15 protein-coding genes are annotated in these 22,916 nt (G+C 35.9%); 4 read left to right on the top strand and 11 right to left on the bottom strand.

Translation table 11 applies throughout. The features are described from left to right. Nucleotides 1–10: 10 nt before the first annotated feature. The 3 genes from ACP7AT_RS09670 to ACP7AT_RS09660 form a co-directional block, all read right to left on the bottom strand. A complete protein-coding gene (locus ACP7AT_RS09670) occupies nt 11–598 on the bottom strand; it encodes a LemA family protein (protein ID WP_426064123.1) in 588 nt (195 codons plus the stop codon). Between the two features lie 71 nt (nt 599–669). Continuing rightward, a complete protein-coding gene (locus tag ACP7AT_RS09665; RefSeq protein WP_091202441.1) occupies nt 670–1,002 on the bottom strand; it encodes a MerR family transcriptional regulator in 333 nt (110 codons plus the stop codon). Between the two features lie 99 nt (nt 1,003–1,101). Beyond that, entirely contained in the window at nt 1,102–2,079 is a 978-nt protein-coding gene (locus tag ACP7AT_RS09660) for a M23 family metallopeptidase (RefSeq protein WP_426064122.1), read from the bottom strand. Between the two features lie 340 nt (nt 2,080–2,419). Here ACP7AT_RS09660 and alaS point away from each other — a divergent pair, with 340 nt between their 5' ends. The 4 genes from alaS (at nt 2,420) to ACP7AT_RS09640 (ending at nt 7,792) form a co-directional block, all read left to right on the top strand. Further along, nucleotides 2,420–5,068, top strand: a complete 2,649-nt coding sequence (alaS, locus tag ACP7AT_RS09655) for an alanine--tRNA ligase (protein WP_426064121.1) — start codon at nt 2,420–2,422, stop codon at nt 5,066–5,068. Nucleotides 5,069–5,302: 234 nt separating this feature from the next. Then, a complete protein-coding gene (locus ACP7AT_RS09650) occupies nt 5,303–6,082 on the top strand; it encodes a hypothetical protein (protein WP_426064120.1) in 780 nt (259 codons plus the stop codon). A gap of 130 nt (nt 6,083–6,212) precedes the next feature. After that, a complete protein-coding gene (locus tag ACP7AT_RS09645) occupies nt 6,213–7,169 on the top strand; it encodes a GSCFA domain-containing protein (RefSeq protein WP_426064119.1) in 957 nt (318 codons plus the stop codon). Between the two features lie 2 nt (nt 7,170–7,171). Continuing rightward, complete coding sequence (locus tag ACP7AT_RS09640; protein WP_426064118.1) at nt 7,172–7,792, top strand: DUF4230 domain-containing protein; 621 nt, start codon at nt 7,172–7,174, stop codon at nt 7,790–7,792. Between the two features lie 104 nt (nt 7,793–7,896). Here the strand turns inward: ACP7AT_RS09640 and ACP7AT_RS09635 are convergent, their stop codons facing one another. The 8 genes from ACP7AT_RS09635 to ACP7AT_RS09600 all read right to left on the bottom strand — a co-directional run bounded on the left by ACP7AT_RS09635 (nt 7,897) and on the right by ACP7AT_RS09600 (nt 22,901). Further along, nucleotides 7,897–9,654: an aromatic amino acid hydroxylase gene (locus tag ACP7AT_RS09635; protein WP_426064117.1), complete on the bottom strand. Its 1,758-nt coding sequence runs from the start codon at nt 9,652–9,654 to the stop codon at nt 7,897–7,899. 807 nt (nt 9,655–10,461) lie between these two features. Next, nucleotides 10,462–11,412, bottom strand: coding sequence for a hypothetical protein (locus ACP7AT_RS09630; protein WP_426064116.1), 951 nt, complete (start codon nt 11,410–11,412; stop codon nt 10,462–10,464). A 188-nt stretch (nt 11,413–11,600) separates the two neighbouring features. Then, a complete protein-coding gene (locus ACP7AT_RS09625; protein WP_426064115.1) occupies nt 11,601–12,734 on the bottom strand; it encodes an esterase-like activity of phytase family protein in 1,134 nt (377 codons plus the stop codon). Between the two features lie 61 nt (nt 12,735–12,795). After that, on the bottom strand, nt 12,796–13,197 hold the full coding sequence (locus tag ACP7AT_RS09620; protein ID WP_426064114.1) for a group III truncated hemoglobin: 402 nt from the start codon (nt 13,195–13,197) through the stop codon (nt 12,796–12,798). A gap of 60 nt (nt 13,198–13,257) precedes the next feature. Further along, nucleotides 13,258–13,794 (bottom strand): DUF4136 domain-containing protein, encoded by a 537-nt coding sequence (locus ACP7AT_RS09615; RefSeq protein ID WP_426064113.1) that lies wholly within the window; start codon nt 13,792–13,794, stop codon nt 13,258–13,260. A gap of 49 nt (nt 13,795–13,843) precedes the next feature. Further along, entirely contained in the window at nt 13,844–15,826 is a 1,983-nt protein-coding gene (locus ACP7AT_RS09610) for a urocanate hydratase (RefSeq protein ID WP_426064112.1), read from the bottom strand. Nucleotides 15,827–15,902: 76 nt separating this feature from the next. Next, entirely contained in the window at nt 15,903–16,079 is a 177-nt protein-coding gene (locus ACP7AT_RS09605; RefSeq protein ID WP_426064111.1) for a DUF5522 domain-containing protein, read from the bottom strand. A gap of 252 nt (nt 16,080–16,331) precedes the next feature. Then, complete coding sequence (locus ACP7AT_RS09600; protein ID WP_426064110.1) at nt 16,332–22,901, bottom strand: choice-of-anchor D domain-containing protein; 6,570 nt, start codon at nt 22,899–22,901, stop codon at nt 16,332–16,334. Nucleotides 22,902–22,916: the final 15 nt, after the last annotated feature.

The following is a 22,916-nucleotide window of genomic DNA, read 5'->3' as shown; positions in this document are numbered from 1 at the left end:
GCTTTTTAGATTAGAATTTTACTTCAACGGGTTTATCTGCACCTTCAACTGCAGTAAAGTATGCTTTCTCTTTAAATCCAAACAATCCCGCAAATAAGCTGTTTGGAAATGTTTTAATATGAGAATTATATGGTTTTACCGCTTCATTAAAACGCGTTCTCGCGGTTAGAATTTGATTTTCTGTACTCGCCAATTCATCCTGTAATTTCAAAAAGTTTTGGTTCGCTTTCAATTCAGGATATGCTTCAACAGTTACTAATAATCTTGATAATGCTGATGAAACGCCACTTTGTGCTTTGTTAAATTCTGCTAATTGTTCCGGAGTAATATTGGCAGGATCAACATTTACTGATGTTGCTTTAGAACGAGCTTCGATAACTGCCGTCAATGTGCTTTTTTCAAAATCGGCAGCACCTTTTACAGTATTTACCAAGTTTCCAATAAGGTCATTTCTTCTTTGATACGCAGTTTGGACATCACCCCAAGATTGTTCAACATTTTGGTTTAACGTTACCGCAGTATTGTTAATTCCTTTCACCCAGCTGTAAATTACAAAAATTACAACTGCTCCGATAATCCAAGGCAAAAATCTTCTCATGTTTATTTAATTTAATGTTTAATATTTAGTTTTTATTTTTAATTTGTTTTTTAGAAAAACAATTGATATTTCTAAAGTTCGTTTTTAATATTTGTTAATTGTGTGCGAATGGTTTCTAGTTTCCGAATAATTTCAAACTTATCCAATGTCTTCTTTTGTCCTTCTTTCAAATGGGTTTTGGCACCTTCCAGCGTAAAACCTCTTTCTTTCACTAAATGATAAATCAATTGTAAATTAGTGATGTCTTCCGGAGTAAACATTCGATTGCCTTTAGCATTCTTTTTTGGTTTCAAAATATCAAATTCATTGTCCCAAAAACGAATCAGCGATGCATTCACGTCAAATGCTTTGGCTACTTCGCCAATGCTGTGATATCTTTTGTCTTTAGAAAGTTCAATGTGCATGTTTTTTTATTTTTTTTGTCCAGTTGAATTAGTCACTGAATACTGTTTTTTATCTTCTCACTGAACACTGCCAACCGAATACTGAACACTATTTTTGCATTAGTCTAATGATTGATTCTCTTGGTTCGCCAATTGTGCGATGACGACATACTCTACTGCCGAAATATTTCCGTAATAAAAATTAAGCGGATTTACTACTTTTTTATCCTTATGAACTTCATAATGCAAGTGCGGCCCTTCGGATCTTCCCGTGCTTCCCACATATCCTATAACATCGCCTCGTTTTATGCGTTGTCCCGCTCTCGCTTTGTATTTGCTCAAATGTGCGTACAAAGTTTCGTATCCAAATCCATGCCGAATAACAATATGATTTCCATATCCTGAGGCTGTATTGTCTGCTTTTGCTACAACTCCGTCGCCCGTGGCATAAATGGGAGATCCAGTTTTAGCTGTAAAATCCATGCCTTCATGCATTTTTCGTGCTTTTGTAAAAGGATCCGTTCGGTATCCAAAACCAGAGGCCATTTGTTTTAAATTTTCATTTCGTACTGGCTGAATGGCAGGAATAGCTGACAAAAAATCACTTTTGGCTTCTGCCAATTTTAAAATCGCATCCAGTGATTTGGACTGAATCGACAATTCTTTGCTCAGGACATCGATCCTTTTCGTGGTATTGATAACCAACTGTGAATTGTCGTAACCCTCTAATAATTGATACCTGTTTTTTCCTGAGAATCCCGCTTTCCGAACAGAATCCGGAATAGCGGATTTGTTGAAATACACACGATACAAATTATTATCCCGATCTTCAATATTATCAACAACGTCATTTAGCTGATCCATTTTTTTATTTAAAATGGCATAATTCAATCTCAAATTTTCAATTTCACGCGCCTGCAAACGATCTTTTGGCGTTTCAAAATAAGGAGTATTCAATAAAATTACAAAACTCAAAAAACCAAATAACGCCGATGCCAATAAAAACAGGATAATAACACCAAATTTTCTTCTTTTTTGTGTCTTTATTTTTCTGTAAGCTAGATTTTCGGAATCGTAATAATATTTTACTTTCGACATATTTTAAAATACCCTATTTTTGCACACTGTAAAAGGTTAGACGAACAAATTTAAGAAATGTTTCATTTGTTACACCTTTTTTTTAGGAATAAATAAAATAATGTGCCTGTTCCAGCTATTCGTTGCAAGTTCTCGTTTATACCTCTTTTTTTCTAATGAGCCAGCAGGAGCTTCCTACGGTCGCTCTGCCACTTCAAGAAAAAATAGAGGTATAAATCTCGAAGCTTTTCACTGCTATCTGGGGCAAAAGAAATTAAAAGATTTAATGATTTTAAGATTGAAAATTTCAATTTTAAATAATCTTTAAATTTTTGAATCTTTAAATATTTAAATTAAAAAAATGAAATCACAAGACGTACGTAAACAATTTCTGGATTTTTTCGCATCAAAAGGGCACTTAATCGTTCCATCAGCACCTATAGTTCTAAAGGATGATCCAACCTTGATGTTCAACAATTCAGGAATGGCGCAGTTCAAAGAATATTTTTTGGGCAACGGAACTCCAAAAAGCAATAGAATTGCCGATACGCAAAAATGCCTTCGTGTTTCAGGAAAACATAATGATTTAGAAGATGTAGGTTTTGATACCTATCACCACACCATGTTCGAAATGTTAGGCAACTGGTCTTTTGGTGATTATTTCAAAAAAGAAGCCATCAACTGGGCTTGGGAACTTTTGACAGAAGTTTATAAAATCCCCAAAGAAAATTTATATGTTTCCGTTTTTGAAGGAAATAAAGAAGAAAATGTACCATTTGATCAGGAAGCTTGGGATATTTGGAAGGGACTAATTGACGAAGACCGAATTATTCTTGGAAACAAGAAAGATAATTTCTGGGAAATGGGAGACCAAGGACCTTGTGGACCGTGTTCAGAAATTCATGTTGACATTCGTTCTGCTGACGAGAAAGCGTTAGTGTCAGGAAAAAGTTTGGTGAACAATGACCATCCGCAAGTAGTGGAAATCTGGAACAATGTGTTTATGGAATTTAACCGTAAAGCAAATGGTACTCTGGAAAAGTTACCTGCAAAACACGTTGATACCGGAATGGGATTTGAGCGTTTGTGTATGGCATTACAAGGAAAAACATCTAATTATGACACTGATGTCTTTACACCACTTATTGAAAAAGTGGAACAAATTACAGGATTAAAATACACACCAAATGATGTCACTCTAAGCGAAGTCGAAGAAAGCGAAGAGCAAAATAAAACCAATATCGCTATTCGTGTAGTGGTCGATCACGTTCGTGCCGTAGCTTTTGCTATTGCCGACGGGCAATTGCCATCCAATACAGGCGCAGGTTATGTAATTCGTCGAATTTTGCGTCGTGCTATTCGGTACGGATTTACGTTCTTGAATACAAAAGAACCGTTTATCAACCAATTGGTAGCAGTTTTGGCGAATCAAATGGGTGAATTTTTTCCGGAAATCAAATCGCAACAACAATTGGTTACAAATGTAATTCGTGAAGAAGAAGCATCATTCTTGAGGACTTTAGATCAAGGTTTGCAATTGCTGGATAAAGTTATTGAATATGAAAAAGGAAAAACGGTAGCAGGATCAAAAGCATTTGAATTGTATGATACTTTTGGATTTCCTATTGACTTGACTGCATTAATTCTGAGAGAAAAAGGATTTGAACTGGACGAAGTTGGTTTTAACGCTTCGATGCAAGAACAAAAAACACGTTCTCGCGCAGCATCAGAAGTTTCAACCGAAGATTGGTCGGTTTTAATACCTGGAAATGTAGAAACATTTGTTGGGTACGATCAATCTGAAAGTGATGTAAAAATCACTCGTATTCGTAAAGTGGACAGTAAAAAAGATGGGGTTTTATACCAAATCGTTTTAGATAACACACCATTTTATCCAGAAGGTGGAGGACAAGTGGGAGATAAAGGAACCTTGATTTCTGCCAATGAAACGATCGAAATCATCGATACTAAAAAAGAAAATAACCTGATTTTGCATTTTACAAAACAATTGCCAGAGAATGTAAACGCTGGTTTTGTGGCCAAAGTGAATCAGGACTTGAGAAGCTTGTCTTCTAGAAATCACTCGGCGACACACTTGATGCATCAAGCATTGAGAAGTATTTTGGGAACGCATGTTGAACAAAAAGGTTCTTTAGTAAATCCAAACTACTTGCGTTTTGACTTTTCTCATTTTGCTAAAATGACAGAAACCGAATTGCAACAAGTGGAAGATTTTGTAAACGCAAGAATTCAAGAGCAGTTACCACTTATCGAAAGAAGAAACATTCCTTTTGCGCAAGCAGTTCAAGAAGGTGCAATGGCGTTGTTTGGAGAAAAATATGGAGATGAGGTTCGTGCGATTAAATTTGGCGAAAGCATGGAATTATGCGGTGGAATTCACGTAAAAAACACGGCTGAAATCTGGCATTTCAAAATCGTTTCTGAAGGTGCTGTTGCGGCGGGAATTCGTCGTATCGAATCGATTACAAGTGCGGCGGTAAAAGCACATTTTGCATCGCATGAAAATACATTGAATGAAGTAAAAGCAGCCTTGAAAAATCCTCAGGATATTTTGAAAGCCGTTCATTCGATGCAAGAAGAAAATGCCAAATTGGCTAAGCAAATTGAGTCTTTGGTAAAAGATAAAGTTAAAAATTTGAAAGCGAGTTTGATTGCTGAAATTCAGGAAATAAACGGTGTTCAATTCTTGGCAAAGCAAGTCGATTTGAATCCAGAAGGAGCCAAAGATTTAGCGTATGAACTAGGGAATTTAGGGAATAACCTGTTTCTTGTTTTGGCTACAGCCGACGAGGAAAAACCAATGTTAACTTGTTATATTTCTAAAGAATTAGTTGCGGAGAAAAACCTAAATGCAGGACAAGTGGTTCGTGAATTGGGTAAATTTATCCAAGGCGGCGGCGGCGGGCAGCCGTTCTTTGCGACAGCAGGAGGGAAGAATGTAGCTGGAATTCAGCAAGCTTTGGATAAAGCGATTGAGTTTGTAAAATAGAACAAATTTATTTTTAATTATAAAAACCCTTTTAGAATTATTTTCTAAAAGGGTATTTTTTTAACTACAATTCCTTGTTTTAGTATCCTTATGAGGCATTAGAATTAGTTTCAAAAGTAGTAGTTTAACCGAAATGTAGGGATTATAACGATGAACATTGTAGCGGAAATTATATTTGTGTAAACTTGAAATCTTTTGTGCCAAAAATTAAATGGTAGAAGCGATAAGTTTATTATGAAAAATAAAATAGTTCTACTTTGGGTCTTGTTGGTTTTTGTATTGACACAATTTTCGTGTTCCAATGATTTGGAAGATAATGTAAAATTATTGAAGAAAGTTGTTGAAACTTCAGAAGAAGGGACTTCAGAAACAACTTTATTCAGTTACAATGGCAATGAAATCGTGAGTATTGAAGGGGCTGAGAAACGTACTGATTTAACTTATACCGATGGTTTGATTACAAAAATGCAAACGCTAAATAAAAAAAATCAGCTTCTGGAAACTATTGAATACAGTTATCTAAAAGGTAAGTTGTCCCTAGTTCAATCTTTAGGTAATTACAGAATCAAGTACATTCGTAATTCCGATAAAACGGTATCTTATGAAAGATTTACGATTATTTCAACGAATCAGCAGGTAAAAGAATTTCACGGAATATTGTATTTTGAAAATGAAAATTTGATCAAAGACGATCGAATATTAGACAATGTTAACGCCGGAGTTATCTCGAATTACAGCGTAAGCTATGATTATGATGTTGAGAAAAATCCCATGATTAATGTTACGGGGTTCAGAGAATTATTAAATCAAAACGAAAAAATTTCGCTAAATAATACTTTAATTAGCACAGTGATTACAACTGTTTCAAAAGATGACCAAATATCGTCATCAGCTATTATGTATAAAAGCTTTTATACTTACGATTTGGAAAATTATCCAAAAGAACGGGTTTCAGAAACTGCAATTTTTGCTAATGGGAACACTGGTTATTTAAAAACACAATATTTCTACTAATGGAAACATTTATTTTATGGCAACCCTTTCAACGTTTAAAACTTTAAAGGGGTTTTTTATGCCAATGAAAAAAGAACTAAATATCATTTAATTCGCTAAAATTACTGAAATTTGTAGCAAATAGAAAGTAATGCAATTCAGAACTCCAATTCCCATTCCTAAAAGTAATTGTCCTATAGATTATAATTCTAAAATTATGTCTTTGGGATCTTGTTTCGCGGTAAATATGGCAGCGAAACTGGACTACTTTAAGTTTCAAAATAGCTCTAATCCATTTGGTATTTTATTTCATCCATTGGCAATTGAAAAACTGATCGATTTTGCTGTTTCTGGAAAACAATTTACAGAAAACGATGTTTTTTTTTACAATGATCGTTGGCATTGTTTTGACGTGCACTCGGATTTAAGTAATTCAAGTAAAGAGGATTTATTATCATCCTTAAATGCACTAATCAAATCAACAAATCAACACATAACCGAATCGACACATATTATCATCACGTATGGAACATCGTGGATTTATCGAAATATAGAAAGTGATTTTATTGTTGCGAATTGTCATAAAGTGCCGCAAAAACAGTTCAAGAAAGAATTACTTTCTGTTGAAGAAATAGAGGAAAGTATTGCAAATACAGTAAAGTTAATTCATGTTGTAAATCCAGATTGCACCCTTATTTTCACGGTTTCGCCGGTACGTCACATCAAAGATGGATTTGTAGAAAATCAGTGGAGCAAAGCTAACTTGGTTTCCGCTATTCACAGTGTTTTAATTACTGAACACTACAAAATTAATACTGATTACTTTCCTTCTTACGAAATCATGATGGATGAACTTCGGGACTACCGTTTTTATGCCGAAGATATGTTGCATCCCAATCAAGTGGCGATCGATTATATTTGGAAACGCTTTAAGGAAACTACGATTTCTGAAACTGCTTATAATGTGATGGATGAAGTGGAAGGTATTCAAAAAAGTCTTTCGCACAGGCCTTTTAATCCGAATTCTGAAAGTCATTTGAAATTTGAGTCTAAAGTCAGAGAAAAAATCACTAAATTGGAGTCAGAATATTTATTTATGAAATTTTAATTATGTTAAGAAGAATACTTATTGCAATAGCAGTTATCGGTGGAATATTTTTATTATTCAAATACTGCGATTTTAAGAAAAAAGATGATGAAGACATCAGTTACAATACTAATCTCATTCAACAACAAATTCTAAACGTTGGTAAATTGGTAGTTACCGAGGGTCATTTCTCGGAAGTGATTACCTATAAGAATCAACAGAAATATTTGTTGGATATGCTTTCTTTCGAGAAAAAAGCATTAGTGATTGTTAATGCTGATGTAACCGTTGCGTATGATTTACACAAAATGAAATACGATATTGATGAAAAAAATAAAACAATCACTATTATTAGCATTCCAAAAGAAGAAATAAAAATCAGCCCTGATATTCAGTTTTACAACGTCGAACAAAGTAAATTAAATCCATTTACGGGCGATGATTACAATAAAATCAATAAATCGGTTAAAGCGAATCTGGCTAAGAAAATCGAAAAATCGACCTTGAAGTCAAATGCTCAAAATCGATTGATAAGTGAATTGTCGAAAATATTAATTCTGACCAATACAATGGGCTGGAAATTACAATACGAAGGAAAAGTTATCGAAAGCGAGAAAGATTTTGGACAAAAAATAAAATTGTAATAGTTTTTTTGTCAGGTTGAGCGCAGTCGAAACCATTTTTATAGCTGTTTAAGCCTATTAAAAAATCTCGACTGCGCTCGATTTGACAAACCTAAATTGGAAAACTAAGCTTTCTCTTTATCAAAAATCAAATCCAGACCACCAGCAATCAAGTGGGCTACTTCGGACCTCTTTACTTTCAATTGATCGAGATAAACTAATCCTTCCTGTCGTAATTGCGGTTCATTTCTATCTTTTAATAGTTCCATGATTTCAATAGTTAATAACCAATCGTTTGGATGATTATCTCGTAATTTTTCAAAAACTGGTGCCAAAGAGGTTTCCTTATCCTTGGTTTCTCTAATATTTCGAATTGTTTGGTATAAAACCTCCAAATCATCACGCTCTGCGGTATGTTTTGCTTTAATGGTTTTACTGCTTGGAACATGCGAAATCATATCAAAACTTATTACATCAGCAGGACCTGAAAAAGCAGAAATCACTTTTTTACCAACAGCCATATCGTAAATTCCCCATTCCGGCTGAAACAAAGTAGTTTCTCCGTGGGTCACGGTACAATTTTTTAAACTGATTAAAATTATTTCTCCATGCAGGTTTCTTGATCCGGTGATAATTTCTCCTTTTACGGTAATATCTCCCTCAAATTCAAGTGTTACGGTTTCACTTTCAGTGATAGAATAAGCGCTTAAATCTCTTGGACTCATGTCTTCAATCGCAAGATTTATTCCTTTGAGTTTTCCAATTGGACTTCCAAAACCCTTGGCGTGTTTAGCTGTTCCATGACCCACTAACTCTTTTTCACGGTATGACAACGCTGTTTTTCCTGTAGTTTGTATATAAACAGGTTTTCCTTCTTCTTCAATAACATTGGTAAAAACGCCCGAAATCTGAATTCCAGTACTCAGTTCAATCGTTCCTAAAGCATTGGAATGGATTAGCTTATTGATTCCCGATAATCCTCCGGTACGCAATGCCATTTTATTGGCAAACTCTTCCAAAACCAAGCTTAAATAAGCAAAATCTGGAGTGACGTAAAGTTGTGGTTGCAGTTTTGTTATGTCAAAACTCTGGTTCGCTGCAGACAGGTCGTAAGGGATTTTCTTCACATTATCCGTCATGCACCAAGCACTTTCTCCAATGGAAGAAAGTAGTCCAGCCCCATAAATTTTTGGATTGTTGATAGTTCCAATCAAACCATATTCCACGGTCCACCAATGCAGATTTCTTATTTGCGCCATTTCCGATAATTCACCCATGTTATTCTGCAAATCTTCCACCGCTTTTTCGGCAGAATCAATATCGGCTTGCGGGGTGTCTTCGGCTTCTTTCAAGATAGAAAGCAGTCGGATGGCTTCATACATTTGGTAATCTTTGTGAGAAGAAATCGCTTTGCAGCCTATTTCTCCAAAACGACGCAGGTATTCAGCATATTCCGGATTGGCAATAATGGGCGCATGACCAGCGCCTTCGTGAATAATATCCGGAGCAGGCGTGTATTCTATATGTTCTAGTTGACGAATGTCAGAAGCAATTACAAGCACATTATACGCCTGAAATTCCATAAAAGCATTTGGTGGAATAAATCCGTCCACCGCAACCGCTGCCCAACCTATTTCAGTCAAAATACGGTTCATGCCATACATACTCGGAATGTTGTCAATCTCGATTCCCGTTTTTTTCAATCCTTCCAGGTAGGAGCTATGCGCCACTTTTGATAAATAAGCTACATTTTTGCGCATCACATAACGCCAAACCGCTTGATTTATAGGCGTATAATCGCTGTAATCCTGAGGTTTAATGAATTGTTTTAAGTGCTTTGGCAATCTGTCTAATAACGGATTGCTTTCTATGGTTGAGTTCATATCGAAAACATTGTAGTTCTACTGCAAAAGTACAAATTTCAGGAGCTATTTCCCGCTTTTCATTGCAAGTTTTTGCAAACCCGTTTGTTTTTCTAGTGTTCCCGCAGGAGCTTCCTTTGGTCGCTCTGCAGCAACAAGAAAAACCAAAACGGCTTTCGCAAAAAGCTTTCCATTTCACTCGGGGCTAGGAGAGTTGGGGATTGATTTGAGATTTAGTTTTATTCAAGATGACTAAACTGTGATCAGTCATTGCGAGGAACGAAGCAATCTCACTAAAAAATGCAAATAAATATAAAATCTTTATTGCAAACGTTACGATTGCACTAAAATAAAAATTGTGATTTTTAAACAAGATTCGAAAATATTACAACTATCAGGGAATTAATGTAATTTTAAATTTTAGTGTTTTTTTTGTAATGAAAAATGACTTTCGTTATTATAATCAAAATGTAAATAAATAAAATTGTAGTAATAATACAAATGCAGTAAAACATAATTATTTTAAAATCAAAATTTGGTAAAATTCTATTAGTAATAAAACTAATTATATAAAGTGATATAGATGAGGTTGTTATTATTATCAAGTGTGTATTTATTTTTTTATATCTCTTTATTTGTGAAATTGTAAAATATCTTTTTTGATCTATTAAAGGAGAAGTAATTCCATTATTAATGCTTTCTAGTACTTTGTTTAATTCATCTTTTTTATTAATTATAAACGAATAAATCACAGTAAATAGAGTAATAGCGATACCAAATATCACTAGGAATAGATTTAAAAAATCATTTAAAATATTTATAAAAGACTCATTCATCTCCGTTCTTTAAGTAGTGTTCTAGAACTGTTTTTAATTTTAAAGTTACAAAATCATTTTCATATAATTTTTCTAATTCGTCTTCATAGATTATTGTAGACATGTTAAATATTTGTTCAACGAGGTCATTGAAACCATGTTGTGCATCTGCTTTATGTTCTTGAGTTATTTTATATTCCTTTTTAGATACGATTAGTTTTATTATTCGTTGCTTGAATTCATTAAAAGGACTTCGGATTAATTCTTCAATTTCTTTAAAAGGCATGTTTAAAAAATCATATTCTTCTTTTCTTGTCAATTTAGAATTGGTCCTATATTTTTCGAATTTTGGATTAACAGTACTTTCGTCAAAACTTATTGCATTTAATTGCATTTTGATTTGAGGAAGAATTTTGTTTTCTTTAATTTCCTTCAATACTGCTGGCAATTTTACAGATTTTATTGGTTGATTTAGAATTTTAGTAAGGACTAACTTTGCGGTACTAATAATGTCGTAACTATCTTTCTTCGGGTCATCATAAACTAGTATTACCCAAAATATTGACTGTTTTTCAGTCCCAATTATTTTTGGATACAGCATAACAAAATTATTTTCACTACCAATTTTGTCATTATTTTCAAGTTGATGGATTTCACTGGGAGTAATTAAACAGCCTTCTAAATTCGTGTTATATGCAGAAATTTTGAGTAATAGGTAAGGGGTAGTGTCAAATGAATTTTCGATAATTTGAATATTACCAATTTCTCTTTTAATAATTTTATTCCTTTTATCAGAAGTTACAGAACTTTCATTTTTGTTATGTTTTTCAATCTTTGATTTAGCATTGTTTATGAATTCTTGGTAAGTAATACCGCTAAAGATATGATCTGTTCGTTCAATTCTATCAGAAGTAAACACTGGAATTTTTATAACATACTCCTTTTGCTGTAATTTTTTTGACATATAAAAATTGATTGATTTTTTTTAATTCTTGCTAAGTTATCCATTTTAAGAAAAAGATTACGAGTAAGTTATTAACAAAGTCGAAATTAGGAGTGTAGAGAGAATTAATGTCAAATACATAATGTTTACAAACAAAAAAATCCGCAACAAAACTGGTACGGATTTAGTTTTGTTAAAAATATATTGTTTTACTCCACCAACTCAAACACCAAAAACTGCGTTTTTTGTTTATCTGAAAAATTATTATCCGAAACGAAAATAATGGATGGAGTACCATTTGACAATTTTGGACCAAAAGTAAGTCCTTCGATATTATCAATAAAGATCCCCAAATCATCCATGTTTAGAACTAACTTTTTAGAAGCCAATTCAATTTTTTGATTTTGCAAAGAGCTGTAGTTTTTTACATCAGTTGCTTTTTTTAAATCGCACAAAAATACTTTCACCGTGCAGGCTTGTGTACCGGTAGAATAAGAACGTTCCACAACCAATAACTGATTTTTGCCGTAATACTGAATTGCCGAAACGCCATTCACGGCAAAAGCTCCTTTCGGATTAGGTTCACGAGCAATAGGTTCTAGTTGGTAACCATATTGCGCGGTATTCTTTTTTGTTTTGGTATTAAATTGATACAATCGAATCAAACCGCCCTTGCTGGTGCTGGCTTGGTTGCCGTCTTCAAATAAAGGTTCTTCAATGTTGGTATAGATATTTTTATACTTTTTGTCAAAAGTTATCCCTTCTAAAGTGCCATTATTTCTCGGGCCTTTTTCTAATTTTTGCATTTTTAAATTTTCTGGTAAGGTTATATTTCCAATATAATCACCTTTTAAATCCATAAAATTTAGGGACGGATTTTGTAAAACTTCTTTATCTGCAGTTATAACTCGTGCGCCTTCGCTACTCCAAACCAAAGTGTTCGTTTTTGGATTGAATCGGATGTCTTCCGGATCTGCTGAAGTATTTGGCGTGGTGTTCCAATTGCCAAAAACTTTAGCGGTCTCATTTTTTAAAGTGCTGACACTTTGGAAATCGATACCTTCTACCTTATTTTCGAGCAAACGAATTTTTGCAGTATAAAATCTTGAATCGCTGAACACCGATCGATCATCACTGATCAGATAATACAAATCATTTTTCGCATCATAATCGATTCCGGATAAACCGCCCACTTTTGTATTCTGAAACGTTTCATGAAAAGGAATTTCAACGGAGCTTATTAATTTTAAACGCGGAGTTGGTTTGTTTTCAGCCGTTTGCTTTAAATTGGAACAAGAAAAAAGAAGAATAGGTAAAACGACAAGTAATAATAAATTGCGCATAAAAGAATGTGTTGCTGTTTGCAAAAAGAAAGATATTTTGGCTTAAAAAGCCACGGTATAACTATGAATTATTCGTTTGATTTTTCTCAAGATTGCGGAAGTAGTCAATTTTGTAATTAAACATTTCAGCCATATTTTTTGCGCGAAGTTTAGCTTCTTCAGCTAATGGACCCGAAAATAAGCTGTCAGTGGTTTCCATGAAAATTTCCATCCAACGGTCAAAATGTTCTTTAGCAACTGGTAATTGTTTGTGTGGCGGAAATGGGCTTCCGGAATAAGAATGAACTTCGAGTAAAATAGTTTGCCAAAAACGATACATTTTTTCTAAATGTTCTGGCCAGCGGTTACCTATTTTTTCGTTGAATATAGGTCCAATAAATTCGTCTTTTTGAACTTTGGAATAAAAAGTGTCAACCAGTAATTTAATATCTTCGAGCGAAGTAATGTCGGTTTGTAATGTCATGATCGGGTATAAAAAAAGCCTACGCAAAGGTAAGCTTTTATGTTTGAATCTGATGGGAAACTATTTCGCTTTCGGCGGGAATTGCTCTAAAATTTTAGCAACAAATTCGTTGATTTGTTTTTCTTTTTCGTTGCGGTTTTCAGTCAAATAGCCAATCCCTTCGCCTTGCCAAACCAATTCTTTTTTCTTTGCATCAATTAAATCAATGTACAATGTTCCTTCCGTTGATGAGGTAACATAAGTGCTGCGACCTCCCCATAAATAAGGATTCCATCCCCAACCCCAACCATAGCCCCAACCGGCGTTGTATTGGTTTACGTCAATTCTTTCTCTCTCTTTTGTAAGTATATTAATCAGCAAATCTGGATTTTCACTTTTGGTCATTCCTTTTCTGCTTAATTCGGTGTCTATGGCATTGAGTATTCTTTTCTTGTCCAGTTCTGAAATTTCAACTCGATCGATGCCTTTTTTATGAAAAGCATACGTTTTGTATTGAGTAAAATCCACATTATTATCATAATCGGAGTATACTTTTACGGAAGTGCATGATACAATTACGAAAAGTAGAAGTACGGGAAGGAGTTTAATTGCTTTCATGGTTTAAATATTTGATTACTAAATGTTTATTAAAGATACGTTCAAATTCTTAAAAATCCAACAAATTGTCGGCTACTCTATTAGGGATGGTCACTTTCAACAAAGGTTGTGTCTCCATCGCTCTTTTAATTGCAAATAATGCACCTTCATTTCGCGCCCAGCTTCTTCGGGAAATTCCGTTGTTAACATCCCAGAAAAGCATTGATGCTAAACGTCTTGACGCTTCTTTTGAGCCATCAAGAACCATACCAAATCCGCCGTTAATTACCTCTCCCCAGCCCACGCCTCCGCCATTGTGAATGGAGACCCAAGTGGCGCCACGGAAGCTGTCGCCAATGACATTCTGTATCGCCATATCGGCGGTAAAACGAGAGCCGTCATAGATATTTGAAGTTTCTCTGTATGGAGAATCGGTGCCAGAAACATCATGGTGATCGCGACCTAAAATTATGGTTCCTATTTCGCCTTTAGCAATAGCCTGATTAAATGCTTCCGCAATATTTACACGTCCTTCAGCATCAGCATAAAGGATTCGGGCTTGTGAACCTACAACTAATTTGTTTTCCTGTGCGCCTTTTATCCAATGAATATTATCCTGCATTTGTTGCTGAATTTCTTCGGGAGCTGTTGTGGCCATTTCTTCCAAAACCCGGCAAGCAATGACATCTGTTTTGGCTAAATCTTCTGGTTTTCCCGAAGCGCAAACCCATCGGAAAGGACCAAAACCGTAATCAAAACACATGGGTCCCATAATATCCTGTACATAACTTGGATATCTGAAATCGATATGATTCTCCGCCATGACATCAGCACCGGCACGGGAAGCTTCCAGTAAGAAAGCATTTCCATAATCAAAGAAATACGTTCCTTTGGCAGTGTGTTTATTGATAGCAGCACTGTGTCTTCGTAATGTTTCCTGTACTTTTATTTTGAATAAATCAGGATCGGTAGCCATCATTTCATTAGCTTCATCAAAGGAAATGTTAGCTGGATAATAGCCGCCGGCCCAAGGATTATGAAGCGAAGTTTGATCTGATCCTAAATCGATATGAATATTTTCCTGGTCAAATCTTTCCCAAGCGTCTACTACATTTCCAAGATATCCGATGGAGACAATTTCTTTATTGGCTTTCGCTACAGTGACTCTTTTTACCAATGCATCAATATTTTCAATGACTTCATTAATCCATCCTTGACTATGGCGAATGTGCGTTATTTTGGGATTTACTTCGGCACAAACGGTGATGCAACCGGCAATATTTCCAGCTTTAGGTTGTGCGCCAGACATTCCGCCCAAACCGGAAGTGACAAATAAGCCGCCCTTTGGACTGCGTTTTATTTTACGAAAACCATTCAAAACCGTAATAGTTGTTCCGTGTACAATTCCTTGCGGGCCAATATACATGTAACTTCCGGCAGTCATTTGCCCATATTGAGAAACGCCTAAAGCATTCATTTTTTCCCAGTCGTCCGATTTAGAATAATTAGGGATTACCATTCCGTTTGTCACAACAACTCGCGGAGCTTCTTTATGCGAAGGAAATAATCCCATTGGATGCCCGGAATACATCGTCAATGTTTGCTCATCGCTCATTTCTGATAAGTATTGCATCGTCAATAAATACTGTGCCCAGTTTTGAAAAACCGCTCCATTGCCGCCATAGGTTATCAATTCATGCGGATGTTGTGCAACTGCGTAATCTAAATTATTTTGAATCATCAACATAATCGCTTTGGCCTGTTCGCTTTTTCCAGGATATTCATCAATTGGGCGCGCACGCATTTCATAATCAGGACGAAAGCGATACATGTATATACGGCCGTATGTTTCCAGTTCTTGTCGAAATTCTTTTATTAGTTCAGGATGATGTTCAGGTTCGAAATAGCGCAAAGCATTTCGCAAGGCCAGTTTTTTTTCTTCTGTCGAAAGGATTTCTTTACGCTTTGGTGCGTGATTGATTTCTGTTTCGTATGTCCTTGGTTTAGGTAAATCCGATGGAATTCCTTGTTGTATTTGTTCTTGAAAAGTCATTTTATGGATGTATTTTGTGTTGCTGTAAATGTGTTTTATTCACTCAATGAAACTCACCACTTCGACTGAACACCGCTTACTTTTTATTGGTTCCTGTATTTTTATCAAAACCATACGGACAATGGCGACAGCTGCTTTTACAGCAATACCCTCTTTTTAAATGGTGTTTTTCTGTAAAGCATTTGTAGCCTTCGGGTGTAAAATAGAAATCTTCACCTTCAATTAATTTATTTGCATTCTTCTCGTCAATCATGTTATGGGATATTCTTTTGTGAAAATTATTTTCAATATTTCATTTTATACGATTCACTCAAACTATTGAGCTGTTCCTTAAAACAGAATTATCTTAGCGAAACAAATTTAGAAATTTTATAAGGGAAGTTAGAATGAATCCCTTTCTATTTTTTTGAACGAATAAAATCAATGAATTGCCAGGAATTTTTTTAACTTTTTTTTCAAAAAAAAACCACTCGGTTAGGAGTGGTTTTTACAGAATTCTTGTTAATTAGTATATTATTTTTTTGGAAACTACAGTGTCATTATCTAAAGTGATTTTCACAATTAAGCCGGCTGTTGTTTTGTTTAAATGGCTTAATGTATATTTTTTAGCATTTACTTTTTTATAACCATCTATTTTTCTTCCCAACAAATCGTATACGACAATATTTTTTATCAGCTGGTTTGAAGACTGAACGGTAACGTTTTGATTTACTACCACAATTACGCCATCAGACTTAGATAAATTAAAGCTATCCGATCCCAACGTTTTATCAGTGAAACGAAGGTAGAAACGATCGTTGAAAGTTCCTTTTGGAAGTTCCACTTCGTACAAGGTATCTTTTATGTTATGATAGGTTTCATCTGATTTATCATAAATGAAAACCTTTTGATTGTCATCAAAATTTTCTAAGTCATCTAAAACAAAAGAAATTTTTCCTATCGAGTCCGATCGTACACCAATAGGGTATGAACTAGTTTCATCAAAATACCCTTCGCCTTCTATCATCAACTTTTTTTCTGAATTAATCAGATACATGTCGTTATCAACATCGTCTATATTCTCGGCGTCATATCCTTCATTTATCTCTCCATTTGCTTTGTCATCCATAAAGGCAACAACTACCTGTCTGTGAAAAATTTCATTGTAATTGTTAAATCCTAAACGAACTCTTTTATACGTATCTTTCGCTACTGGGTCGTCACTATTATCTGTCCAATGGTCTAATTTTTTAGGTTGGGTTGGAATACGGTATATTATTTGGGATGCTGCATTATCTTCTTTTACAAACGCTCGTTGGCTGTTTTTGAAAGTGACCGTTCCTCCCGTTGCATTTCCAATAACAAAGAAACCTTGCCCAACAGGGATGTATCGATTTGGTAATGCTCGATTTGAGACACCAGAAGTATTAATAAAATCGACTCCTACAGAACTTGGTGCAACGCCAGCGGCTGCATTTCTAACACCATAGCCACCTTGATATCCACCTAGATTATGTGTGTTATTTCCGGGGTAATGTTCCCAAAAATACAAAGCACCGTCAGTAGCAGTTGGTATTGTGATGTCTATTGAACCACTATTATCTGTTATGAAAGCAGTAGCATCTAGTGCTGAAGGGTATGGGTTGCCTACAAGTAACAGTTGATTTGCGGACACGGTATTGGCAATTGTACCATTATTTGGTTTGCCTACAAAGTTAAGGTTTTGTAATCCTGAAGTTCCAGCTCCTTTAAGTGTGAATCCTTTACCGGCTTCTAATAGGCCTGTTTCTCCTATCTGAGTCCAGTTGGCATAGGCATTTGCTTTGTTATCAAATTTGTAAATCCAATAACGTGCTAAACTAAAAGGAGATAGTGATCCATCATATCCTGAAACCCAAGTTATACTTTGTGGAGTTGCAGTTGTTCCGTCTCTTAAAACGCCAGCTACAGTAAAGTTATTATTATTTGTAGTGGTATTAATGGTACCCACAGGAGAACTCCAATAGTTGTAATTGTATTTATTAGCTTGTCCTTGTTGATCTCTTTCAATAGAACCAGCACTAGTTGGATCTAAAAAGCTACCTTCGGATTGTACCAATTGTGATTTTCCGATTAAATCTATTGTTCCGTCTAATTTTAAGTAATGGGAAACTTCAATTTTTGAATCGTTTGATGCCTTTAGTGTGCTTGTAGTTCCGACATCTACATATAAACCCAATACTTTTTTGTCTCCATCGGAGATAATATTATGGGTTGTTTTTACGATGTTCCAGTCAATAGTTTGCGAATCATCGACGATAGATAAACTATATGGCAGGTCTTGTACCACACTATTATTCCAAGTTGAAGTAGTTTGCCATGCTCCATCAGCTTTTGAGGTGTAAGGTAAAGGGGCGGTTTGTAAATTTACTGTTGTTAGGTTACGTAATGCTGCTGTAAAATTGTTGTTAGAAATATCTTTTGCATTTGTAAAGGTATAAGTAGACATTGGGTAATAGGCTTTTAAATTTGCCCATGGAATGCTGCTGATGTCATTGTTCGGAATAGTGTTTAGAACAACACTTCCATTTGTGTTTAGGCCATTGCTAATAATTTCCTGGTTCATTATGTAACGCAACTGTTTTTCCGAAAGAGCAACGTCCCAAACACGTACTTCGTCTATAGAACCATCAAAAAACGATGTTGGAGTCACACCATCAGCAGCTGCGATCAAGAAGGATTGTGATGGATTTAGTGGAATATTAATCAGTATTTTACTTGCATCTTCAATGCCATCAATATATAATTTAGCGGTCAACGTCGCATTGTCATAAACCACACATACATTATGCCATCTTTCGCTCGGCATTACTATGGAAGATATAATGGATTGTTTGATTCCATTGTACCAACTCATCTCCACCTTTCCGGAAGCATTGATGCTTAAATCATATCCTGCTGTAAAAGGATTGTTTCTTTTAGAAAGGATTGTTTGGTTGACAGCACTGCTTTTTATCCATGCTGAAACCGTAAATGAACTATTTATGTCTAGTACTTTTCCGGAATCTAAATAGTCGTTTACACCATCAAAATCTATAGCTCTTTCAAAAGTGCGTTCTGGAGCATACCCAAAAGTGATGTATTTTGTTCCGTCAAAGTCATAGTCTGTTTCTAATTTTGAACCGTTAACGCGCATGATTCTGTACTCTGAGGTTGGATTAAATTGAGGAGTACTAGATATAAACATCAAGAAATTTCCTGGAGGAGTTATTGTTGAGGTTAACAACGTAGAAGGCAGTGAAACTTTGCAGGAAGGAACATTGCCACCTGTTTCTATTACTCTCCAAGTTCTTCCTACTGAAATAAATTCTACATTGGAGGTCAAACCAGCGATTCCAGAACTAATATTTACTACAACAGCCGGTTTTTTTAGTAATGTACCATTGTTATTTCCCCAAACTAAATAATTTTTATCTCCAACAAAAGTATTTGGATTATCTGAGTTTTTATCGTAGATACTTCCTAATCCTATTGTGATATCATCCGCTGTGTTTTCTGTTTTGGATTGTTTTTGATACAATTGCGATACATCATCGCGGCCAATTCCTGCGATGTTAAAATTGTAAAACGCTCCTGTAATTCCTGCGGGATAGATTGCTGTTGCAGTATTTGTTGAGCCAGAATTATAATAGTCAACACTTGTTCCGTTTATGCCTAATGTGATGCCGTATTTAATAGCTAGGTAAGATTCTATTCTTCCTTTGTCTGTTGCTGTATTTGCAGCACTGTAATTGATTACTTCAAGAAAATCACCATTATAACTGGGACCAAAAGCCTCACTGGCGCCCAACCAATATCTTGAATTTAAAATATTTTTATAGGTACTTGTGTTGACTTCAGTTGTTGTCAATAGATTTGCATTATTAAGGATACTCATTCTTGTGCCATTAAACCTCGGATTAAATATATTTACTCCTTTATAAGATTTTGTGTTACTAATTTCTCCCGTACCGTAACTTGTATTGGCGGCTTGGTTGTAGGCTAGCACTTCTTGACCGACACCATATCGAGAGGATGTATTTCCCATTTCGAAACCAGTTACATCTTGACTTCCTTTATTAACGGTGATATCATCTCCACAATATGTATCCATAGGACTTGAGAGATAGTTTACAGTATTTTTTGGCTTAATGACCATAAACATATCGAGATTATTAAATCCTTGCCCACCGGCCATAGCATTCGCTCCATTGAAATAAATAACGGGATTAAAATTGACATTGTTAGTGGTGTTGTGCAAAAATTTAGGTTCTTTTCCCAGCTTAGCGATTGCATTTTTAGTACTTCCAGTAGTGTTTTCTTGCCAAGTTGACATGGCGACATTATCAGCAACACTCCCAATATTACTATCCGCTTTTATCCAATATTTAAGATTAGTTGTAACTCCTCCTGGAGCAACTGTCAAAGCAACTGAGTTCTTAATTTCTGCCGACACGGCAAAATCATAAGAGGTTTCGCTAGGGACCCCTGCGTTATCTGTGTTTGTTACGGTGATTATTGCTGTTTTTATTCCTACTGCAGCAGTGGGATTAAATGTAATAACGAAACTAGTTACTCCGGTAATACCAGCAGGCAAGGAACTTACAGGTATGGCACTTGCGGCAAAGAAAGTTGCATTTGAACCCGTTATACTTACAGCAGTTGTTAAGCCTAATGCTGCATCACCATAATTATAGATTTGGAATGGAATTGCTATTTTTGTAGTTGGATCCGTGATTCCAAAATTAGTTTGGTCTAAAGAACTTGGGGTCGTATCTCCATCAACAATGGTTACATCATTCCCTTGAATATCTATTTCTCTACCTGCAACAGTAGCGCCTGCTGTTATAACAAAATCATAAATACTTTCATCATTGTCATTGTTTGCTATACTGACTATTGCCAGAAAATTTCCTGTGATTGCAGAGTTAAATTTAACTTGAAATGTTAGACTAGAACCCGCGGCAATAGTACCTGAAGTTGGTTGAGCCGTAACGGTAAATACAGCATCTCCACTTAACATAACGATCGGAGTTCCGCTAAGTGTTAATACTCCAGTTCCTGTATTTTGAATAGTAAATGTTTTTAAAACATCAGTGTTTATTAATGGAGCACCAAAATCAGTTCCATAAATAACAGTGCCGTCTACTGATTTTCCTGATGATGCTCCGTCCGGTATATCATTAGTTGCTCTTAAATTAATTTCGGGGGTTAAACCCGGGGTAGCGGTACCTGATATACTAAAATTAAAAGGGTTTTCATCTGCGTCATCAGTATCAAAAGTTAGTGTTGCATTTCGTGCTCCTGTAATTGTGGGTTTGAAGGTAATGGTAAAAGTGGCGCTAGATTGAGCTGCAATAGAGGTAGGTGGGTTAGTTACCACAAATTCTGAGGCATTTGTTCCGCCAATAATGATGCTCGTTAAATTTAATGGAGCAGCGCCTAAATTATTTATGGTGTAAGTTCTTGTTAATTCAACTAGAAGATTTGTAGTTCCTACATTAGTAAAATCAGCTGTGCTTGGAGTTATATCATCATCAGAAATAGAAGTACCGTTCCCGGAAACTGCAATTTCAGGGTTGTTTATAATTGCATCAACTTCAAATCTAGGGCTTGAATTACAGGAACTTTTTGACACCTCAACGTAATAAGTTGTTGTCGTTGTGAGGGTTGGCGTGTTGTAACTAGCCGCTGTAGACAAAGCTGTTCCTCCTGTCATTGTGGCATACCAAGAAAAATTTGCACCACCAGTAGCCGATGCTGCAACGAGAGTAACACTTCCATTCCCCGTTCTTGAAACATCGGGTGCCGAACTTATTGAAGGCGTTGCTGCAATAATCGTATTCGCTGTATTGTTGAGGATTATGGCATTGTTACAAGTAAGCTTTGCAAGGTTTGTAATGGTTATGGTAGTTGATCCTACATTTGTTAAAGAATTAGTAGAAAAAGAGCCAGTTCCGGCGGTGCTTACAACTATAGTTGCTTTGCTTCCAGTCCCTGTGTTAGCTCCGCTTAGGTTATAAGTTACAGTATAGCTCCCAACAGGTAATCCTACTGCAGTACCATTAACATTGACGGTAGCTGGAAAAGTGGAACATGAAGGACTCGCTATAGTCGTAGAAGTTAAGCTAAAAATAGGGCATGGCCATGATATGATTACCCGGCCATTTGCTCCGCTGCCTCCGGTTTGGTCTGTTGTTGTAAGTGCATTTGCTCCTGCTCCCCCGCCTCCTGGGATTAGTCCATTTGCGCCATTTCCACTTACATCTGATCCATCGGCTCCTTTGCCTCCGCCGATAACGGCAGCTCCTCCAGTTTGGTTAATTCCTCCGTTTCCATTAGAATCTTTGCCCGCACTCGAGCCACCACCACCACCACCAGCAAAACCATTAAGTGTTACTCCATCTCCACCTTTTCCTCCGTAATAACTAAAAGCAGCGGAAAATCCGGTGTTTCCGCTAGTACCTGCAGTTGCACCAATCGTGTAAGTGTTATTGTTAGCAGCGTGGGCAGCACCGTTACCTCCAACAGCTAATAAGTGAGTCGTAGCTCCACTAGATAATAATGATGCTGCGCCAGGCACAATAGAATATCTGGTGCCTACACCTCCTGCTCCCACGGTTACATTATACGTTGCACCTGGAACTACAATAAAAGAAGTTTTTTTTGCATAACCACCACCAGCACCACCACCTCCGGAAGAATTAGTTCCTGCAGCGCCACCACCGGCACCACCGGCACCCCAAGCTTCGATATCGATGCTTGTCACTCCGGCTGGAACTGTAAACACGTTAGCGGCAAGACCATTATTTGCAGGATTGTTAAAAGTTTGTGTTGATTGTGCAAAGCCTAAAAAGCTGACAAAAAGAAAAGCAAGCGTAAGTAACCTGGTTTTTGTATAAAAAATAGATTTTACCTTACTACCTTTTGAAAAAAGAATTCCGGATAATTCCAAAAATAAACTTATTGGGCAGCTATTAGATTGCTGATTTCTTGAAATAATGGAGTCATTATTGACATTATGATTCGTTGAAAATTTGAGGCAAGTTGTAATTTTGGTAAAGTAATGTTTATCCATTTTTTTTGTGGTATT

Origin of the sequence: Flavobacterium sp. DSP2-3-1 (assembly GCF_049896865.1) — a bacterium.
Taxonomy (GTDB): domain Bacteria; phylum Bacteroidota; class Bacteroidia; order Flavobacteriales; family Flavobacteriaceae; genus Flavobacterium.
This window is presented reverse-complemented; position numbering and strand designations above follow the sequence as displayed.